The sequence below is a fragment of the Paenibacillus sp. MZ04-78.2 genome (assembly GCF_024213375.1).
In the GTDB taxonomy this organism is placed as follows: domain Bacteria; phylum Bacillota; class Bacilli; order Paenibacillales; family NBRC-103111; genus Paenibacillus_G.
This window is the reverse complement of the sequence record NZ_JANAVJ010000006.1, coordinates 82,888-104,529: the sequence shown is the minus strand read 5'-3', so window position 1 is coordinate 104,529 and position 21,642 is coordinate 82,888. Positions and strand designations below refer to the sequence as shown.

Below are 21,642 nucleotides of genomic sequence, written 5' to 3'. Positions count from 1 at the left end.
TTGCGGGATTTATCTGCCGTAGTTATAGAGCAGCACGCATCGCGAACAGATCGGCGTCAATCCGCGACCGAGCGTCTCCCGGTGCCGACGGAAGCTTTCGCTATGATACACGTCCTTCAGCTCCGTCCCGTTCAAGTCGCCGAGCGTAAACTCGGGGAAAAACTTGCACGGGTTGACCTTCCCGTCCGGCATCACATCCACCCGGTTGGCAATGGCAAGGCATTGCTCCCGCTTCATCGCCGGCTTCTCGGAGCCAAGAATGAAGTCTCTGATCTCGTCCCGCTCCAGCGCTGGCTGAAACCGGATTCGGCTGTCCCACACCCGCCCGTTGATCCGGTCAATCTCGGCGACGAGCGGCTCGATATTCGATTCCGAGACGCGGAAGGTGAAGGAATGCCAGCTATACCGCTGCTGCTGCTGCGCCGCTTCCAGCCAAGGGAAATACTGCGTATAGTAGTCGTCCATCTTTACTGCAATCTCGCTTGGGATATACCAGGGAAACACGAAGTAGACCGTATCGACGCCGAGGTCTTCGAAGTATTCCATGAAATCGTACAGCTTCGTAACCATCGCATCGCTAATGGTCAGGCTGAGCGAAATGCGGCCCTGATACTCGCCAGTTCGTTGCAGGTCCAGCAGCAGCTTCACCGTTTGGACGACTTTCTGGTACGTGCCCCTCCCGCGAATGGCGTCGTTCTCCGCTTCAAAGCCGTCCAAGCTGATGAGCAGCGTCATATCCTTCGATATTTTCAGCACGGAATCCAGCTTCTGCTCCACGAGCAGCGCATTGGTACAAACGGTCGTATTACGGGGATCGCGTTCCAGCAAGTCGGCCAATTCGTCAAACTTGCTGTAATACAGCGGTTCGCCGCCCCAAAGGAACAAACGGGATTTCCGCTGGCGCGTTTGCTCCAGCAGGCGTTCGAGCAGGGAAAACTCGATCTCCTGACTCTTCATCTCCTTGGCCATATCGTGATGAAAGCCGTCGCTCGCCCATTCGAAGCAATGCTTGCAGCGCAGATTACAGCCGTTGTTCAGCTTGATACCGATGTCCTCGGGAATATCCAGCGCGAACGTCGGGTCGCGCCGCAGCGCTTTGCTGGTCACGGACATGTTGCGAATCGTCCGCTTCATATTATGAAACGTGTTTCCGTCAAAGGTAACTTTCGTTTTCGGTTGCATGAGCGGCCCTCCCATCTTTCGGCGAACGGTTTTTCATGATTCATCGACAACGGGCTGCTAAGCCGTCTGGCCGCTTGCCCCGTTCGAAACATCCGCTCTCACGCTCTCCAAGAAAGCGACGAAAGCTTGAATGGAGTTCAGGTGTTCAAGCTGGAAATGATCAAAGTCGATTTCCACATCGAAAGCATCTTCAATGGCCAGCACGAAATTGATCATTTGCAACGAATCGAGTCCTACCTCGTTAACGATATCCGTCTCCGGCTTTAGCGTGGACAGCAGCTCCGGAGACTCCTTGATTTCACTCAATATTTTCATCACGGTTTGCATCGCCATAATAAACCCCTCCTCATCTAAGTCAGCGGTTAGCCTGAGGCCAGCGGTTATCCGGGCAGCTTCGCCCTCGCCAGCGTCAGCAGCCGCTCGTGCATCGCCATGCGCTCGTACGATTGAACGATCGGCACATTGCTTGTTATCTCATCCAGCACATCGCTGAAAAACGCCAATTGATTCACGAAATAATTTTGCGGATCGAAGGCCAGCTTCTCTACCGCCCCGGTCTGCTTATCCCGGATGCGAATCGCAATGCGGTACGTTCCCATGCTGGCGCGAAAAAAATCGTCCACGGTCACAACGGCACGCTCAAATTCAAGCGTATGCCGGGAAGCCGCCGGCAGCTCGAAGGAGGCGACAAGCTCGGCGCGCACCCCGTCCGCGTAGTCCAGCGCCGCTCGGAACGTCCAATCGCAGCCGCCCGGTCCCGCAAAATCCGATTCCGCATCGCAGATCGACGGCTCCAGCCCCAGCGCCGCTTGCAGGAATTGCAGCCAATAGCAGCCGAAATCATAGAAAGCGCCGCCGCCTCGTTCCGGGAAGCTGCGATAGTTTTGCCGCTCCGGGTCCTGGAACGGAACCGAGATTTGCGAGCTTACCTGCAAGAGGCTGCCGTATGCGTTGCGGTCGATCATCCGCTTAATCTCGCTCTGCCAAGGATGGTGCTGTACCATCAGGCCTTCCAGCACGGGCAAGCCAGACGCCGCCTGCCCGTCCATCAACTGCCGAAGCTCCTCCGTGTTCAGACAGATCTGCTTCTCCACCAGCACCGGCTTCCCCGCCTGCAGCGCCCGAATCGCCCATTCCGCATGCAGCTCGTTGCTGAGCGCGATATAGACGAAGTCAACCTCCTCGCAGGCCAGCAGCTCCTCGTAGCTGCCGAACGCGTGCGGAATGCCGTACTTGTCCGCATAGGACTCGACTTTGGACTTCGTCCGGCTCGCAATGGCGTAAACGCCGAGGTGTTCGAGGCTCTTAAGGGGTGTGAACAGCGCCCGGTCGAGGATGTGAGCGCAGCCGAGCACGCCGATTCGTTTCTTTCTCATAGGCACAACCTCGTGCTTCCTTTATTTTTCCGTCTTCGTCTTGAAGTTCAGACAGCAGGCCTGACAGATCGGGAATGAATTTTTTTTCAAATAATTGCGGTATTGCTTATACTTCGGTCCATTCCAGATATCGACCAGCCGCTGCTCGTTTACGTTGCCGAGCGTCAAGTCATAGAAGGCATGACAGGAAGTCACGTCGCCTCTCGCATTGATCTCCGTGCTGAGCCAAGGGAACTCGCAGCGCTTCTTGGCATGCGACAGCTTGTGGCTGTTTCCGCTAAAGTACAGCTCAACCGTCTCCTCGGTCATGTTCTGCGGATAGGCGTTGAAATAAACCCCTTTCTCCTTGCAGTACTCCTCGATGTTGCGCACTTGGCGGGCGATTTCCTTTGCATCCATCTCGCTAAACTCGGATAATTCGCGAACGAAGCCCTTGGAAACGGCCGCATTCGTGTCCAGATCAAAATTATTCTTCAAAATATTGCGGTAATTTACGTGATCTTCAGGCGTAATAAACGACTGAAACTCCAAACTGATATGATCCAGCTTCGTAATATCCATGCTTTTGAAGAAAAGCTCTTCCACATGCATGTACGTTAGCGGGGTAATGATGAAGATCGTGCCGATCTTCGGAAACTCCTTGCCCTTCTCCTCCCGGAGCGCATGAAGCTTCTCAATGCCGCGGATCGCTCTCTTGAATACGCCCTTGCCGCGCTGCTGGTCGTTAATCTCCTCCGGACCGTCCATCGACACCCAAACGCGATGCGGCTCGTTCTCGATAATCATCTCCGCGTGCTTTTCCAGCAGCGTTCCATTGGTCGGGAAGGCGACTTGGCTTCCGTAATATTTTAATGCAGCCAGAACCTCGTCGATTTGCGGATACATCAGAGGCTCTCCGCCAAACAGATCGTAATACGGCTTGACTGGGCTGCAATCCTCGATAATTTGCTTAACCACATGAATATCCAGCTGCGTCAGCATCGTTCGTTCCTTGTAGGCGCCGTTATCGCCCCATTCGTAGCACATTTTGCACCTTAGATTACAGGCCTCCAGAAGCTGCAACCAAATCCACCGGGGCGCCGACGTACTCAAGAGCGGTGAAATCGTTGAAGCCGTGTCGTTGCGAAGTTGTACGGACATCGTCTAACCTCCTCCAATTTTCAAGTCATGGTTGGTATAGGACCTGTCGATTCAGCCTAAGATCGCCTCATCTGCGGAGCCTTCCCGCCTGCGCTTGCTCCGGACCGCATCACCTCCCTTATCGTCATTGGCCGCTTCGGACGAATGCTCCGCTACAAGCTCGAGCTGCTGTACACGCTCAGCGCCCGCTTCCACAGGAAGCGGACCAGCAGGAAGCAGACAACCGGGGCCAGCGCGCCCCAGGCCAATTCGGCGGCAGACAGCTTGCCGAGCACAAACATCGGGGCGAAGTTCGTAATCAAAAACACCGGAACGACAAACGTCCCTATTCGCTGTATCCACTTGTTGTACATGGATGCGGGCATATTGTTGGAATCCCATACGGAGTACGAAATTCCGCTGGCGGCCGACGTATTCACGAACCAGAACGAGAGCAGCGAAGGAATGATCATAATGCAGTACGTGAGGACGGTCGCGGCTAGCAGAAAGGCCACAAATCCGGCGACATGGAGCAGTGTAAGCGGAATGCCCGCGGCGCTCCAGCCGATCGCGATCATGATGGTCCCCGCTATCATATTCGGAATCGGCATCCCGACCTCGATATACCGCAAGGACACAAGAAATTGCAGCGACATCGGCTTGACTATCATCAGATCGAGACTGCCCGTGCGGACATGATCGCTGAGACGCAGGAAATTGTTAAAGAACAAACCCATGTAAATGCCCGTCAGCCATAAATGCGTTCCCATAAACATCAGAATCGTATCGGGCGACAGCCCGTTGATCCGCACATTCGTTTTGTACACGACGATCACATAGAGCAGCTTGGACATCAGGAACGCCGCCTCCACGAATATGCCCGTTATGAAATTAAAGCGGTATTCCATCTGGGAAATGACCGAGTTTTTGGCGAATAACGCCAGGATGTGCAGATGTCGTCGCAGTTCGGTAACGAAGTTCAAAGCTCAGCCTCCTAGCCCCAAGTACCGTTTCATCCCACGCTTCCAGACCAGATGGCAGACGATCAGCATCACACCGATCCATAGACCTTGTCCGGCAATGCCTTGCCAAATCAGATCGCCCGTTATTTTTCCATTCAAAACGTTGACAGGGAAGTAAACCATGTAGTGGAAGGGCAGGAAACGAAACAGCTGCTGCAGCCCTTCGCCGAATATTTCAAGCGGAAACATGCCGCCGCTCATGATATTAACCAGCAGGCTGGTGACAACGAAAAAGTAGGAAATTTCCGATAACCAGAAGGCGCACGCACACAGAGCGTACGAAATTAGAAAGCTAAGAATGACAGACAGGCACAGAGAGAGGAAAAAAGCCAGCAATCGTTCAAGTCCGGTATGCTGGTTATAGAACGAGTTCAATGCGAAGGTTAAAGCCAGAATGACGAACAGGGAAATCGTCACATAGATCAATCGCTGCCCGATAAACGAGCAGATGCGGAAGCCAAAATACGCAATCGGCTTGACCATATATTTATTCAATCCGCCGCTTTTGATATCTTCGGCGATGGCGTGCTCCATATTCGTAATTACCAGCTTGGAGACGACGGCGGCAATGATCGTATACATGATCATCTCTTGATAGGAATAGCCGAACAAGCCGCTCTCTCCGGCGCTCGCGTACACCGCCGTCCATATATAATATTGCACGACGATCGGAAATACCGCGCTGAACAGAGAGAGGAAAAAATTAAAGCGGTATTCCAGCGAGCTTTGGAAACCGATGCGGAACGCGACGACATACTTGCGATGAGCCATGGCGCTACCTCTCGCGGAGTCCGACGATACCGTCTTCGGCCGTCGATCCTCCGTTTTGTGAATGGTGGGGAGTTGCGGCTTTCGTCAAAATTTTTGCGAATCAACAATTTTTTCCACAAAAGACCGCGCATTCGTCATCTTGCCATACTTAAAGCACTTGACAAATTTACGGTAGGAAAAAATTACCTAATTTCCAGAGCGAATTACCATATAACCTGTAAAAATAACCCATTGCTTTCATTCATTGTATTTAAAAGCTGGGTACTTTGTCCATAGTGCGTCGGGATCATTTGTCACCCAAGCGTTTGGCGAGAACGACGATAGCTGTTATCGACAGACAGCAAACGATGTAATATGATGTCGCAGCCTGTCGGTAAGGCCGGTAGGAGCCGCCTTATAAAGAATAAGACCGATTCGGCTTTTGCGAATCGGTCTTTGGTCTGGCCGCATTCCCGCTTAAGGCACTTTCACGACAAAAGGAACGGTGAACACTTTGCCTTCGTGCTGGAACTGGCCCCACAGCTTGTATATGCCGCTTTTCGGGAATTTCGTCATAAATTTGGCGTCCGGCCCGGAGGCCTTCTCATCCATCGGATGAACGTGCAGATACTGCTCGGCATCGTCGCTCAAAATAACGACATGCCCCACCGCTCCGAGATAAGGCTGAAGATTCGTCACCGGCTGCTTCGAAGCGGCGTCGCGAATCGTAAAGGTCAGGTTCGCGTCCATTCCCGCCTTCAGGTTGTCGATCGCAAGCGTGACTTCTTTGCCGTCCACCGTTTTGACCAGCTTGGACTCGGGCTCGATCGCCACGGCTGCGGGCGCTTTGCCCTGTACGCTGATCCACGCCGTCTTCGTTGCCGCGCCTTGACCTGTCGGCACGAAGTCCGCAATCAGCTTATAGTCGCCGCCGCCCGGAAACTGCGTCGTGATGTCGAACCGGCCTCCACCCTTATAATCGGGATGAATGTGGTTAAAGAACGACAGGTCTTTGCTGACGACGATCAAGTGAAGCTTCTTCTCGTGCGTAATGTCGAAGTTTTCCACCGGCTTGTTGTTTTTGTCCGTAATCTGAATCGTAAGCGGGGCATCCTTTTGTGCCTGCGGCTTCTCCGGCATCAGCTTGAAGGACGCGACGACCTCGGCGCTCTTCGGCGCTTCGGACGCCCCGCCTCCGTGATTGCCGTGTCCGGCGGCTTCCTTCGGTGCTTCCTTCGCGGCTTCCTTCGGGGCCGAAGCTTCTTTCCCCTGCTGACCGCATGCGCTTAGAAGCAGCGCCGTACCCAGCAATGTCGCTATGGCTGTTTTTTTCATAAACACCCTCCTGTTTTCTCTCGGTTGTTTTTAGTGTAAGGGGAACTTTTGAAGATCTTGTGAAGATCATCCCCCCGCCCCCAAGCTTTATCCCGGAAAACAAATCCGCACCTCCGTCCCCTGGCCCAACTCGCTGTCGATTTCTAGGCGTCCGCCGTGCGCTTCCGTCAGCCTCCGGGCAATAGTCAGCCCGATGCCGCTTCCCCCCGTGGTTCGGTTCCGCGATTTGTCCGTGCGGTAGAACCGCTCGAACACATAAGGCAGTTCCTCGGCGGAAATGCCGATCCCGGTATCCGTGACGACAACCCGCGCCTCGCCAGCGGCCTGCTCCACCGTCACCTCGACCTGGCCTCCGGAGGGCGTGTACTTCCATGCGTTGCTGAGCACATTGGCCAAAATTTGCCCGATTCGCCGCCGATCTGCTTGGACCAGCACCGGTTGGGCCGGGGCCGCGAACCGGAGGGCGACCTTTTTTTGTGCAAAAGCGGCTTTGACGGTCTCCACACTCTGAGCGGCGATGGCTGACAAGTCTTCCATCTGCAGGCGAAGCCGAAATTGAGGGGAGTCCATCTGCGTCAGCTGCTCCAAATCGCCGACCAGATGACTCAGCCGCTCGACCTCCTCGTGACAAGCCGCAAGCCGGACCTGCGTCGGCTCCCAAACGCCGTCCACCATCGCTTCCATATGGCTCTTCAAGGTAGCCAGCGGGGTGCGAAGCTCATGGGCAACGTCGGCGGTCATCGTCTTCCGCAGGCGCTCCTGCTTCTCCAACTGCGCGGCCAGCTCGTTTATCGCTTGCGCCAAATCGGCGAGCTCGTCGTTCCCGCGAACCTCCGTACGGGCTTCCAGCTCGCCCCCGGCCATGCGGACGGCCATCGCTTTCATCGCCATGAGCGGCGCAGCCATCCGCTTCGCCGCGTACAAACCGGCCAAGGCCGCCAAGACGATACCTCCGGCGGCAATCCAGACGACCGACTGGACAATCGCCTGTTCCAGATGCGCATTGAACGCCACCATATCCGCGCCCGCCGCCGCCTGCTGCTGGTACATCATAAAATGGCGGTGCGCCTGCACAAGCAGCACCAAAAGCGCCATGATCAGAATCCCGCACGCCAGTCCGATAAACACGAGCGCAAATCTGGCATACAGCCCTCTCACGGCAAAACTCCTCCGGCAAACCGGTAGCCTGCGCCGTACACCGTTACAATATATCTCGGCGCTTTCGGAACCGGCTCGATCTTCTGCCGCAGGTTTTTGACGTGTTGATCGATCGTCCGCTCGTCGCCTTCGAAGTCGAAGCCGAGCACCTTCTCGATCAGCTCGTCTCTCGTGAAGCAGCGCTCCGGGTGGCGGGCAAGCGTGAGCAGCAGCTTGTATTCGTTGGGCGTCAGAGCGACCGGATCGCCCTGCTTGTAAACTTCGCGCTTTAACGTGAGGATAACCAGCTCGCCGTCGCCGAACGCCATCCGGTCCGCCAGCAAAGCGTCGTCCTGCGTGCGGCGCAGGATCGCCCGGACCCGGGCGGCCACCTCCCGCGGACTGAACGGCTTCAGCACGTAGTCGTCCGCGCCGATGGACAGCCCGGTCACCCGGTCGTTCTCGGATACCTTGGCCGTCAGCATCAGGACCGGCAGCGAAGACCTTTGCCGGAGACGCCGGCATACCTCCTCGCCGGACATATCGGGCAGCATCAGGTCCAAAATGACGAGATCGACCGCCTCCCGCTCCAGCACGTCCAACGCTTCCGAGCCGCTGGCGGACTCTAGCGTGCGGTACCCGTCCTTTTGCAGATAAGAAGTGACGACATCCCTGATTTTCGCTTCGTCGTCGACCATGAGAATCGTTTTGTTCACCGCGGCCTTGCAACTCCTCTCCGACATCCGTATTCACCGAAAGAAGGGCGCCCGGCAACCGGGCACCCGCCTTCCGCTCTGCTTGAAAGTCCGGTGAATAACAGGCCGCTGCGCAACCAAAGCATTCTTCCGATCGCTGTTGTTCCCGGATTTCCACATGACACAACCCCTCTTGAGGTTGAAATCCGGAAACAAAGGCGACCACCTTCGTTTCTACAGAATGCTTTCCGTTGCTCCGCTCGTTATTCACCGGACTTTTAGAGCTTCACCTTCTGTAATCGGAGCGCATTGAGCACCACCGATACCGAGCTCAGCGCCATCGCGGCTCCCGCCACCCACGGGGCAAGGAAGCCCAGCGCAGCGATCGGAATGCCGAGCGTGTTGTACGCCAGCGCCCAGAACAAGTTTTGCTTGATGTTCGCCATCGTTTTCCGGCTCATCGCCGCGGCGTCCGGCAAGCGGATGAGATCGCCCTGCATGAGCGTCACGTCAGCCGCTTCAATGGCGATGTCCGTCCCCGTGCCGACGGCGATGCCGACGTCGGCCGTCGCAAGCGCCGGCGCATCGTTGATGCCGTCGCCGACCATGGCGACCTTGCGCCCTTCCGCCTGCAGCTTCTTCACCTCGGCGGCCTTCCCTTCCGGCAGCACCTCGGCCAGCACGCGGTCGATGCCTACCTGGCGGGCGATCGCCTCCGCTGTCCGGCGGTTGTCGCCGGTGATCATGATGACCTCGATGCCTTCCTGCTTCAAGCGGGCAATCGCTTCTTGCGACGTTTCTTTGACCGCGTCCGCTACCGCAACCATACCGGCATACTGCCGGTCCACGGCGATCAGCATCGCGGTTTTGCCCTCGGATTCCAGCCGCTCCATGACACCCTCGGCCTGCGCGAATTCGATCCCTTCGCGCCGCAGCAGCTTGCGGGTGCCGACCAGCACCTCGCGGCCTTCGACAACGGCGGCGATGCCGTAGCCCGGAATCGCCTCGAACCGTTCCGCTTCGGAGAACGCGATGCCTTTCGAGCGGATACCTTCCACAATCGCTTCCGCCAGCGGGTGCTCGGATTGCTTCTCGGCGGAAGCAACTAGGCGCAGAACCGTCGCTTCGTCCGCAGCTTCGATGCTTACATCGGTCAGCTCCGGCTTCCCTTTGGTGACGGTGCCGGTTTTATCCAGCACAATCGTATCGATCCGGTGCATCGATTCCAGATGCTCTCCGCCCTTGAACAAAATCCCGAACTCCGCCGCGCGGCCCGATCCGGCCATGATGGAGGTCGGCGTCGCGAGCCCCAGCGCACAAGGGCATGCAATGACGAGGACGGCGATCGCTTTCTCTAGCGCATTGGCGAATTCGCCCGGAACAACCGCAAAATACCAGATCAAGAACGTAAGCACCGCAATCCCGACGACGATCGGCACGAAGATGCCGGAGATCCGGTCGGCTACCCGCTGAATCGGGGCCTTCGAGCCTTGCGCGTCTTCGACGACCCGGACAATTTGCGCCAACGCCGTTTCTTTGCCGACCTTCGTCGCTTTGACCCGCAGACTGCCGTTCCGGTTGACGGTAGCGCCGATGACGGCGTCGCCCGGCTTTTTCTCGACCGGGATGCTTTCGCCGGTCAACATCGATTCGTCGACCGCCGACATGCCGTCGAGGACAAGGCCGTCAACCGGAATTTTCTCGCCCGGCTTCACCAGCACGACGTCTCCGGCCAGCACCTCTTCCACCGGCACGTTCAGCTCGACGCCGTCACGGACGACAAGCGCCGTTTTGGCCTGCAGGCCCATCAGCTTCTTGATCGCTTCCGAGGAGCGGCCCTTCGCCAGCGCTTCGAACCATTTGCCCATCACGATCAACGTGATCAGCACGGCGCTCGTCTCGTAATACATGGAAGGCATGCCATGGTGCGACGGAGAGCCTGCCGCGGCCCATTCCAGCGTCAGGTACAGGCTGTAAAAATAAGCCGCCGACGTACCCAGCGCGACGAGCACATCCATGTTCGAGCTCTTGTTGCGCAGCGCTTTGTAAGCGCCGGTATAGAACGGCAAGCCGATGATGAACTGCACCGGCGTCGCAAGCGCAAGCTGCACCCACGGATTCATCAGCGCGTCCGGCAAGTAAATCCACGAGGTGAACGAAAAGTGGCTGACCATCGCCCACAGCAGCGGGAACGAAAGAATAGCGGAGAAAATCAGCTTCGTGCGATGCGCGGCAATTTCTTTTTGCCGGTGGTCGCCGTCGTCCTTCCGTTCCTCCTTCAGCCCCGCTTTATAGCCGAGCTGCTCGACCTTCCGGATCATCTCGTCCACCGATACCGCCTGCCCGGCGTATTCGACGTGGGCCGTCTCCAGCGCAAAATTCACCGTCGCTTTCCCGACGCCGGGGAGCTTGTTCAAGCCCTTCTCGATCCGGTTCGCGCAGGCTGCGCAGGTCATGCCCGTAATAGCAAGCGAGGCTTGCTGCTGATCCGGCTGCTGTTGTTGTTCCAATCGCTGTTCCATCGCTAAGCACCTCTTCTCCAATATACCCGTATGGGGTATATTTTAATCAAAAAAAGGGAGCGGCCGGAGCCGCGCCTCGGCAAAACCGGTGAAACCCGGATTAAACCACGTCGTAGCCTTGATCTTCAATCGCAGCTTTGATCGCATCCGGATTCGTTTTCGACTCTTCGTACTGCACTTGAACGGATTTCGCGGCCAAGTCGACCTTGCCGGTCGCGCCGATGTTCTTCAAAGCCCCTTCAATGGAATTGACGCAATGATTGCAGGACATGCCTTCGACTTTCAACGTAATGGTTTGCATAGGGGATCGCTCCTTATTTCATTAATTTTTGGATGGTGGTAAGCAATTCATCGACGACTTCGTGCTCGCCCGCTTGAATGCGCTCGATGACGCAGGACTTCATATGGCCTTCGAGCAGCAGCTTGCCGACGCCGTTCAGCGCCGATTGGATCGCGGCGATCTGGTTAAGGACGTCGTCGCAATACGTGTCTTTCTCGATCATGCCCTTCACGCCCCGGATCTGGCCTTCGATGCGGTTCAACCGGGTGACGAGATTGGCTTTAACTTTATCGGAATGATGGCTTTTTCGCTCGCTGTCCGTGGAGCAGCAATGTTCCGCCTCCGTATTGTTTTCCAATTGCCTTCCCTCCTCTTGGCTTTATATTACTATACCCACCTACCCTATGTCAACGGATGAATTGCATTTTTTTCATGCAACTGTCTGGCTTTAGTTTTCCATTTTCCAAGCGATTCTAAACGACGCCTGAGCGCCGGGTCCGGCCGGCTTTTTTGTCCGTTCGTGTAGTGACTCCCCCTATAGCGTGTGCTACAATATTTTTAAATCGTAACACGATGGAAAAGGACGAGTAAGATAACTACGGATTTGGAGTTGAGAAACGTGAACAAGCCTGCAATGTTCAGGGTGATCTTATGGGGAATTATTTTTGGCCTTATCTTAACCGGATGCACCACCCCGACCGCTAAAAAAGAAGAACCCCCGGTTGCCGCCGCCAAGGACGGGCTGATCCTGGCCGTCGGCTCCGAGCCGGAGGCCGGTTTCGATCCGACGACCGGCTGGGGACGGTACGGCTCGCCGCTGTTTCAGAGCACACTGCTGAAGCGGAATGCCGAAATGAAACTTGTAAACGATCTGGCAACCGGCTACGAGGTGAGCGGTGACGGAACGGTATGGACCGTCAAGCTGCGGAGCGACGCGAAGTTTTCCGACGGCAAGCCGGTGACAGCCGCCGATGTGCAGTATACGTTCGAAGCGGCGTCCAAAAACGGCTCCATTATCGATCTCACGAATATGAAGAGCGTCGAAGCCGCGGATGCCGCCACGGTCAAGTTTACGCTCAAGGAGCCGCAATCGACGTTCCTGACGCTGCTCGTCCAGACAGGCATCGTGCCGAAGCACGCCCACGGCAAAGACTATGCCCAGAAGCCGGTCGGGTCCGGGCCGTACAAGCTTGTGCAGTGGGACCGGGGCCAGCAGGTGATCGTCGAGGCGAATCCCGATTATTACGGGCCGAAGCCGTTTTTCAAAAAGCTGACGTTTCTGTTCCTGAACGAGGATGCCGCTTATGCCGCCGCCAAAGCCGGAAAAGTGGACGCCGCCTACATCCCCGCCGCCTTCAGCAAGCAGCCGGTCGCCGGGATGCGGGTCGAAGCCGTACATACCGTGGACAACCGCGGCATCGTGTTCCCTTATACCCGTTCCGGGCTTACTACGAAGGACGGCAATCCCATCGGCAACGATGTGACGGCCGATATCGCGATCCGCAAAGCCGTCAACACGGCAATCGACCGCAAAGCGCTGGTCCAAGGCGTGCTGGAAGGCCACGGCACGCCGGCCTACACCATCAACGACCGGCTGCCCTGGTGGAATCCGCAGACAGTCACCCCCGACGCCGATGTCGAAGGCGCGAAGAAGCTGCTCGCCGATGCGGGCTGGAAAGACGCCGACGGCGACGGCATCTTGGAGAAGGGAGCGCTCAAAGCGCAATTTCCGCTCATCTACCCTCCGGGCGACGTAACGCGGCAATCGCTGGCACTGGCCGTGGCCGACATGCTGAAGCCGGTCGGCATTCAAGTGAGCGTCGAAGGCAAGAGCTGGGACGATATCAAGAAGCTGATGCATTCCAGCGCTGTCATGATGGGCTGGGGTAGCAACGATCCGCTCGAAATGTACAACGTGTACAGCAGCAAATACCGCGGCATCGAATATTACAACAACGGGTATTACAGCAATCCGGCGGTTGACGCCTGGATGGACAAGGCGCTCCGGGCCACGAAGGAAGAGGACGCCTGGGAATTTTGGAAAAAAGCCCAATGGGACGGCACGACTGGCGTCAGCGCGCAGGGCGACGCGCCATGGGCGTGGCTGGTTAACATCGACCATCTGTATTTGGTCAAGGACAAGCTGAATATCGGGAAGCAGCGCATTCATCCGCACGGCCACGGCTGGCCGGTTACGGACAATATCGAAGAATGGAATTGGATGTACTAGGCCCGGAAAATGAGGTTATGAGATGATGCGCAGCTTGCTTACGTTTTTAGGCTTGAAAGCGGTCCGGCTGGTCACATTGCTGGCGGCGATCAGCGCGATTTCCTTCGTGCTCGTCAGCGCCTCCCCCATCGATCCGATTCAAGCCTACGTCGGGGCCGACATGACGCGGGTGAGCCCGGAGCAGCGGCAGCAGATCGCCGAGCATTGGGGACTCGACAAGCCCCCGGCCGAACGCTTCGCGAATTGGGGAGCCGCTCTACTGCAAGGCGACCTTGGCACCTCCATGATTTACCGCCGGCCGGTGGCGGAGGTGATCGGCGAGCGGTTCGCCGGTTCGCTGGCGCTAATGATCGCCGCTTGGCTGCTGTCCGGCCTGCTCGGCTTTGCGGCAGGCAGCTTGGCCGCGATGAAGAAAGATACGTGGATCGACCGGCTGATCCAATGGTACTGCTATACGCTGGCCTCCACGCCCGCGTTCTGGATGGGCCTGCTGCTGCTTCTGCTGTTCGGGGTGTGGCTGGGCTGGTTTCCGGTCGCGCTGGGCGTCCCTGCCGGGGTGCTGGCGCAGGAGGTCACGTGGAGCGACCGGGTGCAGCATATAATTCTGCCCGCGCTGACCTTAAGCGTCGTCGGCATCTCGAATATCGCGCTGCATACGAGGCAAAAGCTGCTCGACGTGCTGGGCAGCGACTACGTGCTGTTCGCCCGGGCCCGCGGCGAGCGCGGCTTCCGGCTGTTCCGGCGGCACGGCCTGCGCAATATCGCGCTGCCCGCCTTGTCGCTCCAGTTCACCGCGTTCAGCGAGCTATTCGGCGGGGCCGTCTTGGCCGAGCAGGTATTTTCTTATCCCGGCCTCGGACAGGCCACCGTCGAAGCAGGGCTGCGGGGCGACGTTCCGCTGCTGCTCGGCATCGTGCTGTTCAGCGCCCTGTTCGTGTTCACCGGCAATCTGATCGCGGATTTGCTCTACCGCTTGGTCGATCCGCGAATCCGGGAGGGACGGGCGCTATGAGTAATCTACGGACGATCAACGATACGGAACGCTTGCGGCCGCGTGCCCGGCTTGGCCGGAGGCATCGGGCGCTGCTTGCGGCGATCGGCGCGGCCGTGCTGATTCTGGGAACCCTGTTCATCGGGCTGCTGCTCAGCCCAGACAATCTGTCCACCCGGCTGGAATGGCGCAATCTGCCGCCGTCACTGCAGCATCCGTTCGGCACCGACTGGCTTGGGCGAGATATGTTTACCCGCACCCTCAAAGGCCTTGCATTAAGCGTACAGGTAGGCTTGATCGGTGCCCTTTCCAGCGTCGTCATTGCGGCTTCGCTCGGGCTGATTGCCGCGACGATGGGCCGGACGGCCGACCGGATCGTCGCTTGGCTGATCGACTTGTTTCTGAGCGTGCCGCATCTCGTCACGCTCATTCTGATCGCGTTCGTCTGTGGCGGAGGCATGCGCGGCATCGTGATCGGCATCGCCTTGACACACTGGCCGAGCTTGGCGCGGGTCATTCGTGCGGAAGTACTACAGCTGCGTAGCGCCGAATTCGTGCAAATTTCGCGGCGGCTCGGACAGTCCCGCTGGCAAGTGGCGACGCGGCATATGCTGCCCCACCTGCTGCCGCAGCTGCTCGTCGGGCTGCTGCTTTTGTTCCCGCATGCCATTCTGCATGAAGCAGGCGTGACGTTTATCGGCCTGGGCTTGTCGCCACACCAGCCAGCGATCGGCATTATTTTGTCCGAGTCGATGCGCTATTTGTCGACCGGCATGTGGTGGCTGGCCGTCTTCCCCGGCCTCTGCCTGCTGATCGTCGTCCGGGCGTTCGACCGGGCCGGGGAGAGTCTGCGTCTGCTGCTCGATCCGCGGAATCCGCAGAATTGAAGCATCCGACCCCGCAGCATGACCAAAAGAGGAGGCTTGGCGAAACGTGCCTGAATCTATGCCTGAACCTATTCATGTGCCCGTACTTGAAGTGAACGATTTGTCCGTTGCTTTCACGCGGTACGACCGCGGACTGCGGCAGTCCACAGTCGAGGTCATCCGCAGCCTGCATCTCACGATCGGACAGGGCGAGCTGCTCGCGGTCGTCGGATCGAGCGGCTCCGGCAAAAGCCTGCTTGCCCACGCGATCCTCGGCATCCTGCCGGACAATGCGGCCGTCTCCGGGACGCTGCGGTACGAGGGCGAACCGCTGACCCCTGCCCGGCAGGAGGCGCTGCGCGGCAAGGAGATTGCGCTGGTGCCGCAATCGGTCAATTTCCTCGACCCGCTGATGCGGGTAGGCGACCAAGTGCGGAGCTCGGTCCGCGAGGGCGATGCGGTCGCCGCAGTCCGCCGCATCTTCGACCGCTACCGTCTCGCCTCCGGGACCGAGCGGCTGTTCCCGTTCCAGCTGTCGGGCGGCATGGCGCGGCGGGTGCTCGTCTCGACGGCGACGGTCGGCGGCCCGCGGCTTGTCATTGCCGATGAGCCGACGCCCGGCCTCGACCCCGCGGCGGTGCGGGAAACGCTAAGCCGCTTCCGCGAGCTGGCGGACGAAGGCTGCGCCGTGCTGCTCATCACTCACGACATCGAGTCGGTGCTTCCCTTCGCGGACAACGTCGCCGTCTTTTATGCCGGGACGACGGTCGAAACGTCGCCCGCCGCCGACTTCTCCGGCGACGGAGCGCGGCTGCGCCATCCGTACAGCCGGGCGCTCTGGCAGGCGCTGCCGCAGAACGGCTTCACGCCGATTCCCGGCGTCCAGCCGCATCCGTCCGCGCTGCCGCCGGGCTGCTTGTTCGCGCCGCGCTGCGCCGCGGCCGGCCCGGATTGCAGCCGCGAACGGCCGGAGATGCGGGAGCTGCGCGGCGGGACGGTGAGGTGCATCCATGCGACTTGAAGCGCGAGGTCTTGGGTACCGGCGCGGCCGGGACGTTTGGCTGTTCCGGGGTGTCGATCTGACGCTAACGCCGGGGGAATTGACCGGACTCGTCGGTCCGAGCGGCTGCGGCAAGACGACGCTCGGCCGGCTGCTGGCCGGGTATGAGGAGCCGCCGGAAGGGCGCATTACTTTAGGCGGCAATCTCCTCCCGCGCAGCGGCTACCACCCGGTGCAGCTCGTCTTCCAGCACCCGGAGAAGGCGGTGAATCCGAAGTGGCCGATGCACCGCGTCCTGCGCGAAGGCGGAGCGCCCGATCCGGCGCTCTTGGAGGCGCTGGGCATCGAGCAGGAATGGCTCCGCCGCCGCCCCGGCGAATTGTCCGGCGGCGAGCTGCAGCGGTTCTGCGTCGCGCGGGCGCTCGGGCCGCAAACGCGGTTTCTCATCGCCGACGAAATGACGACGATGCTCGACGCGATCACGCAGGCGCAAATATGGCAGGCCGTGCTCGTGATCGCACGGCAACGGCAGCTCGGCGTGCTCGTCGTCAGCCACGAGCCGGGCTTGATCCGGCATCTCTGCACCGACGTCGTGAATTGGAACGAGCTTACGGGCGCGGACTGAGCTTTGGATGGTCAATGTGCTGTCGCGGTGAAGCTTGCCCGAAGAGACGATTGACAGCCGAAAACAACCCGTGCTATAGTACTGTTAATTATTTTCGTGAAAGACAACGATGGGGAAAGTAAGCACGGTGTATTTCCAAGCGACCCGGGGAAGGTGCGAGCCCGGGAAAGAAACCCTGCCGAAAGCCACCCTGGAGTCGCCCTCTGAAGCTTGCAGCTGTAGGAGTTGGCCGGTGTTCCGCCGTTATAGGACCGAGTGGACTTCGCATGTAGTGGAGTCAACGAGGGTGGTACCGCGTGAGCATAGCTCTCGTCCCTTTTTTGGGGACGGGGGCTTTTTTATTTGCAAATGTGCACGAACAAATCCATGAAAAGCTGGTGAATGGTTATGACTTTGAATTGGTCCGAACGACTCTCCCCCGTCATCCGGGATATGCCGCCGTCCGGCATCCGGCGGTTTTTCGATCTCGCATCGGAGATGACCGGCATTATTTCGCTCGGCGTCGGAGAGCCCGACTTTGTGACGCCTTGGGCGATCCGGGAAACGGGGATTCAGTCTTTGAGGCAAGGATACACGATGTACACGTCCAACGCAGGCTTGCTGGAGCTGCGGGAGGAAATTGCCGCTCATCTGCACGGGTTTTACGGCGTGCGCTACGAGCCCCGCAGCGAGGTGCTGATTACGGTCGGAGTTAGTGAAGCGGTCGATCTTGCTTTGCGCGCTATCGTCCACACGGGAGACGAAGTACTGATCGCCGAGCCGTGCTACGTATCGTACGGGCCATGCGTCACGATGGCAGGCGGCGTGCCGGTTCCGCTGACCACGACGGCAGACAACGATTTCCGGCTGACCGCCGCACTGGTGGAAGCTGCGATCACGCCGCGAACCAAGGCGCTGCTGTTCAACTATCCGAACAATCCGACCGGCGCGACGATGCCCCGGGAAGATCTGCTCGACATTGCCAAAGTCGTGGAAAAGCATAACTTGATCGTCATTTCCGACGAGGTATACGACAAGCTGACTTACGAGGGCGAGCATACGTGCTTTGCGTCGTTGCCGGGGATGCGGGACCGGACGATTTTGCTGAACGGCTTCTCCAAGGCGTACGCCATGACGGGCTGGCGGCTCGGATACGCTTGCGGACATCCCGAAGTCATCGCCGCGATGACGAAAATCCATCAATACACGATGATCTGCGCGCCCATCACGGTGCAAAAAGCGGCTATCGAAGCGCTCCGGAACGGGACGGAGGAAATGAAGGAGATGGTCAACTCGTACAATCAGCGGCGGCGGCTCGTGCTGAAGGGCTTCCAAGAGATCGGCCTGCCCTGCTTCGAGCCCCGGGGAGCCTTCTACGCCTTCCCGTCGATCCGGCACACGGGCCTTTCCTCCGAGACGTTCGCCTGGCGGCTGCTGGAGGAGACGAAGGTTGCGGTCGTGCCCGGCAACGCTCTCGGTTTCGCCGGGGAAGGCCATATCCGCTGTTCTTATGCGTCTTCGGTGGAAAATTTGACCGAGGCGATCGAGCGGATGGGCCGCTTCCTGAAGCAATTCGAGTGAACCGGATCAGCGGGACGTTGTCCCGGTCGGAGAAGCCGTCTCCCCGGCGGGATCAAACGCCGCGTCTACCGCGTCCCATTCGTTATAAAACTGCTCCAAATACCGCTCCATAAAGCGGTGCCGCTCCTCCGCCAAGGCGCGGGCGGCGTCCGTGTTCATCAAATCCTTGAGCTTCAGCAGCTTCTCGTAAAAGTGGTTGACCGCCGTTCCCGGATGGCTGCGGTATTCCTCCGGCGTCATATGCTCGCGAACCGGCAGCTCCGGGTCGTGCATCGGTCGGCCCTTCCAACCGCCGTAGGCGAACACGCGGGCGATCCCGATCGCGCCGATCGCATCAAGGCGGTCCGCGTCCTGCACAATCCGGCCTTCGGCGGTACGCATCGGCTGGCCGTGTCCTCCTCCATAGGACATCGTCGAAATGATGTCCATGACATGGGTGCGGTCCGCTTCGTCCGTTCCCGCTTCGGCGAGCCAGTTCTCCACCTTTTGCAGTCCGGCTTCCTTGCTCGGGTTCAGCTTTTCGTCGGCTACGTCGTGCAGCAGAGCCGCCAGCTCGCAGATGAACGCGTCCGCGCGTTCGACCGCCGCCAGCCGCTTGGCTGTGCGGGTCACTCGGACAATATGCCACCAGTCGTGGCCGCTGCTGTCTCGTTCCAGTTCGGCTCTCACATAAACGGCCGCCTGCTCCAGCAGCTTTTCTCGTTTGATCGGGTCCATAAGCGTAGTCATCCTCTCCGAGTTCTGTATCGTCTCGCCATTGTACTACGCCTCGGAGCGGCACGCAAAGAAGGTGGCAATCAGAGTGATTCCCGCCGGGCGCAATACATTTGGCAAGATCAGGAACGCTGCGGGGTTCATCCTTGCAATTTCCCCGGCACCTTGGCATATCGCCCAAGATATTCGGGGTAAGCGCGAAGGTGCGTTTCTTTTGCCTCTTGCTGCGTTCGTTCCTTCACCTCGGGCAGCTTCTCCGCTTCAATGTAATCGGCAAGAACATCGATCACGTCGTCAAGCAGCTTCGCCCTGAAATAAACCTCCATCCGTTCGAATGGTTCACCGCCTTCCAAATCGCGGAGTCGCTTTTCCCAAAACGGCCAATCCTTGGAGCGGTGGAGCGGCCAAAGGAAGACGGAATAATCCATGGCAGCATCTCCATTCACGGTTAAATCATCCCAGTCTATAATCCAATAACTTCCGTCTCCTTCCACTAATACGTTGTGCCAGTTTAGATCGTTATGTACGGTATCCCTAGCTTTCATTTGAAAAGAAGGCAGTTGATATACAAGCCGCTTTAAGGTCCTTACTTCCGAATCAAACCAATCCAAGGCGTCGTCTGACACGAAGTCAAGCAAATGGCGTTCAGACCTGATCGTCTCCAGATCCTCCTCGAATCGGACAATGTACTCCTCGGCAAACGCTTCCGAATACGAGCGGGTGTGGGCTTCGACTCCCTTCTTGAACTCTTGATCCGCATGCAGCCGGTTCAATGCTTTCAGGACGTTTTCAACAACGGCTGTTGGATCGGAACAAGAGCTTAGCGGGGTTCCTTGAATATAATCGAACACTAAACCGTACGAATAACCGGGAATGATTTCTTGAGTCACCTCTTCGAAAAGCCGCGGCGCATGATAATGGCTGGTCAAATACCCGCTCAACCTGGCCCACTGCTGCAGAAGCGGGGCTCTATATTCTTGCGCGAGCTTTAGATGCCGAACCGTTTCGCCATCAGATAAGCGATAGGACTGGTTGACAAATCCTCCCGGATTCCAAATATACTTCGCTTCGATCTTCGCCCCTTTGAACCCTAACGAACGTGCGCTGGCTTTTGCCCACGTCTCCACTTGTTTTTCAGCGAGCTGCACATCCACTTTTCCTATCCCCTCTCCCTTGTTTAACGTCATCGTTTTAGAGCGCTTAGTTGTTCGCCGTTCGGCGCTTAACGCACATGTCCCCCTGCGCGAATCGTCGAGCCGGACACCTACACCTCTGTCGTCTCTTCAATCTGCGGCACATCCGGCGGGAGAAACGCGGGCAAGGACGGCGCCGGCTGCCGGGATTTGTCCGCCGTCTTCCAAGGATGACGCTCGTCGATCCATTGGCGGATTAACGCATTCAACAACGACGCCGATTTGGTCGGAAGCTGATGGCCGACCTTGGGTAAGAAATGCAATGTGCTGTCGCGCAGTCTGCGGTGGAGGATATGGGCATACCGGTGAAATTCTTTATCTTTCTCCCCGTAGAGGAGCAGGATAGGCGTTTGAATCTGCCCCAGCTTCTCCGTGCAGTTGTACGTCAGGCTGCACTTGAAGTAGTCGTTCACGTTCCGCAGATGTCCTTCCTTGGCCGTGCGGTAAAGACGCCGGAACGTCTTCCATTTGTTCGAGTTGCCCCAAGCGATGACCGCCGCGACAATCCGTTTGGCACGAAGCCCCATTAGCCCGACCGCCGCCCAAGCCTCGCTGCGCCGGTACCAGTCGCTCAGCTCCGACATACCGCTGATCAGAATCGCCCCGTAGAACCGGTCGGGATAGCGGAGCAGCGCTTCCAGCGCGACCGACCCGCCGGTCGAATACCCGCATAAATAGGCTTTTTTCAGCTCCAAATGGTCGAGCAATCCGCAAATGTCTTCCGCCAGTAGGGTGTATGTAAGCTGCTCCGAGGACTGCCCGCTCTGTCCGTGGCCGCGAATATCGAACGCAATAATCTGGTACCTGCTCGAAAGCTGCTCCATCTGGTCCGCAAAATTGCTGCTCGTCAGCATCGGAGGATGAATGAACACGATCGGAACGCCGGAGCCTTTCACTTTGTAGTACAGCGTCGTTCCGTTAATCTTGGCGAAGGGCACGACCGCTTCACCGCCTTTCTTTTCCAAATTGGAAGTAAATGCAATTCCTAGCATGCCCCTCCCCTTCGCAAAAGATGCACTCCCGTTCCTACCGCTGTTTTCTATCC

General features: G+C 58.1%; 21 protein-coding genes and 1 other annotated feature. Of the genes, 6 read left to right on the top strand and 15 right to left on the bottom strand.

The features are described 5' to 3' along the window. Window positions 1-9: 9 nt before the first annotated feature. From NLX71_RS07125 to NLX71_RS07070, 12 genes are all read right to left on the bottom strand, one after another. Window positions 10-1,182, bottom strand: coding sequence for a radical SAM protein (locus NLX71_RS07125; protein ID WP_254362796.1), 1,173 nt, complete (start codon window positions 1,180-1,182; stop codon window positions 10-12). A gap of 57 nt (window positions 1,183-1,239) precedes the next feature. Beyond that, entirely contained in the window at window positions 1,240-1,515 is a 276-nt protein-coding gene (locus tag NLX71_RS07120; RefSeq protein WP_254362795.1) for an acyl carrier protein, read from the bottom strand. A 47-nt stretch (window positions 1,516-1,562) separates the two neighbouring features. Then, window positions 1,563-2,558 (bottom strand): Gfo/Idh/MocA family protein, encoded by a 996-nt coding sequence (locus NLX71_RS07115; RefSeq protein WP_254362794.1) that lies wholly within the window; start codon window positions 2,556-2,558, stop codon window positions 1,563-1,565. A gap of 21 nt (window positions 2,559-2,579) precedes the next feature. After that, window positions 2,580-3,698 carry a radical SAM/SPASM domain-containing protein gene (locus NLX71_RS07110; RefSeq protein WP_254362793.1) on the bottom strand — a complete coding sequence of 373 codons (1,119 nt, stop codon included), beginning with the start codon at window positions 3,696-3,698 and terminating at the stop codon, window positions 2,580-2,582. A gap of 152 nt (window positions 3,699-3,850) precedes the next feature. After that, the gene (locus NLX71_RS07105; RefSeq protein WP_254362792.1) at window positions 3,851-4,660 is read right to left on the bottom strand and encodes an ABC transporter permease; all 810 of its coding nucleotides are present in this window, start codon (window positions 4,658-4,660) and stop codon (window positions 3,851-3,853) included. Between the two features lie 3 nt (window positions 4,661-4,663). Then, window positions 4,664-5,470, bottom strand: coding sequence for an ABC transporter permease (locus tag NLX71_RS07100; protein ID WP_254362791.1), 807 nt, complete (start codon window positions 5,468-5,470; stop codon window positions 4,664-4,666). Window positions 5,471-5,926: 456 nt separating this feature from the next. Continuing rightward, window positions 5,927-6,784, bottom strand: a complete 858-nt coding sequence (locus NLX71_RS07095) for a hypothetical protein (RefSeq protein ID WP_254362790.1) — start codon at window positions 6,782-6,784, stop codon at window positions 5,927-5,929. Window positions 6,785-6,871: 87 nt separating this feature from the next. Beyond that, on the bottom strand, window positions 6,872-7,942 hold the full coding sequence (locus tag NLX71_RS07090) for a sensor histidine kinase (RefSeq protein ID WP_254362789.1): 1,071 nt from the start codon (window positions 7,940-7,942) through the stop codon (window positions 6,872-6,874). Then, window positions 7,939-8,664 carry a response regulator transcription factor gene (locus tag NLX71_RS07085; protein ID WP_254362788.1) on the bottom strand — a complete coding sequence of 242 codons (726 nt, stop codon included), beginning with the start codon at window positions 8,662-8,664 and terminating at the stop codon, window positions 7,939-7,941. Before NLX71_RS07085 ends, NLX71_RS07090 begins: the two co-directional genes overlap by 4 nt. Window positions 8,665-8,894: 230 nt before the next feature. Continuing rightward, window positions 8,895-11,138 carry a heavy metal translocating P-type ATPase gene (locus tag NLX71_RS07080; protein ID WP_254362787.1) on the bottom strand — a complete coding sequence of 748 codons (2,244 nt, stop codon included), beginning with the start codon at window positions 11,136-11,138 and terminating at the stop codon, window positions 8,895-8,897. Window positions 11,139-11,238: 100 nt separating this feature from the next. Next, window positions 11,239-11,439, bottom strand: coding sequence for a copper ion binding protein (locus tag NLX71_RS07075; protein ID WP_010493235.1), 201 nt, complete (start codon window positions 11,437-11,439; stop codon window positions 11,239-11,241). A gap of 13 nt (window positions 11,440-11,452) precedes the next feature. Next, window positions 11,453-11,776 (bottom strand): metal-sensitive transcriptional regulator, encoded by a 324-nt coding sequence (locus NLX71_RS07070; RefSeq protein ID WP_254362786.1) that lies wholly within the window; start codon window positions 11,774-11,776, stop codon window positions 11,453-11,455. Between the two features lie 276 nt (window positions 11,777-12,052). Between NLX71_RS07070 and NLX71_RS07065 the strand changes: the two genes are divergently transcribed. The 6 genes from NLX71_RS07065 to NLX71_RS07040 all read left to right on the top strand — a co-directional run bounded on the left by NLX71_RS07065 (window position 12,053) and on the right by NLX71_RS07040 (window position 18,690). Continuing rightward, the gene (locus tag NLX71_RS07065; RefSeq protein WP_302058115.1) at window positions 12,053-13,648 is read left to right on the top strand and encodes an ABC transporter substrate-binding protein; all 1,596 of its coding nucleotides are present in this window, start codon (window positions 12,053-12,055) and stop codon (window positions 13,646-13,648) included. Between the two features lie 25 nt (window positions 13,649-13,673). Next, window positions 13,674-14,660, top strand: a complete 987-nt coding sequence (locus NLX71_RS07060) for an ABC transporter permease (protein WP_375377898.1) — start codon at window positions 13,674-13,676, stop codon at window positions 14,658-14,660. Continuing rightward, entirely contained in the window at window positions 14,657-15,526 is an 870-nt protein-coding gene (locus tag NLX71_RS07055) for an ABC transporter permease (RefSeq protein WP_254362783.1), read from the top strand. The genes NLX71_RS07060 and NLX71_RS07055 overlap by 4 nt, the downstream gene beginning before the upstream one ends. 58 nt (window positions 15,527-15,584) lie before the next feature. Beyond that, on the top strand, window positions 15,585-16,526 hold the full coding sequence (locus NLX71_RS07050; RefSeq protein WP_254362901.1) for an ABC transporter ATP-binding protein: 942 nt from the start codon (window positions 15,585-15,587) through the stop codon (window positions 16,524-16,526). Beyond that, on the top strand, window positions 16,516-17,130 hold the full coding sequence (locus NLX71_RS07045) for an ABC transporter ATP-binding protein (RefSeq protein ID WP_254362782.1): 615 nt from the start codon (window positions 16,516-16,518) through the stop codon (window positions 17,128-17,130). Before NLX71_RS07050 ends, NLX71_RS07045 begins: the two co-directional genes overlap by 11 nt. A 97-nt stretch (window positions 17,131-17,227) precedes the next feature. Next, window positions 17,228-17,450: a binding site (T-box leader), on the top strand. Window positions 17,451-17,517: 67 nt separating this feature from the next. Next, on the top strand, window positions 17,518-18,690 hold the full coding sequence (locus NLX71_RS07040) for an aminotransferase class I/II-fold pyridoxal phosphate-dependent enzyme (RefSeq protein WP_254362781.1): 1,173 nt from the start codon (window positions 17,518-17,520) through the stop codon (window positions 18,688-18,690). 6 nt (window positions 18,691-18,696) lie between these two features. Here NLX71_RS07040 and NLX71_RS07035 read toward each other — a convergent pair whose 3' ends face one another. The 3 genes from NLX71_RS07035 to NLX71_RS07025 form a co-directional block, all read right to left on the bottom strand. Beyond that, window positions 18,697-19,407 (bottom strand): HD domain-containing protein, encoded by a 711-nt coding sequence (locus NLX71_RS07035; protein ID WP_254362780.1) that lies wholly within the window; start codon window positions 19,405-19,407, stop codon window positions 18,697-18,699. Window positions 19,408-19,544: 137 nt separating this feature from the next. Further along, entirely contained in the window at window positions 19,545-20,558 is a 1,014-nt protein-coding gene (locus NLX71_RS07030; RefSeq protein ID WP_254362779.1) for a phosphotransferase family protein, read from the bottom strand. A 110-nt stretch (window positions 20,559-20,668) separates the two neighbouring features. Beyond that, window positions 20,669-21,589 (bottom strand): alpha/beta fold hydrolase, encoded by a 921-nt coding sequence (locus NLX71_RS07025; protein ID WP_254362778.1) that lies wholly within the window; start codon window positions 21,587-21,589, stop codon window positions 20,669-20,671. Window positions 21,590-21,642: the final 53 nt, after the last annotated feature.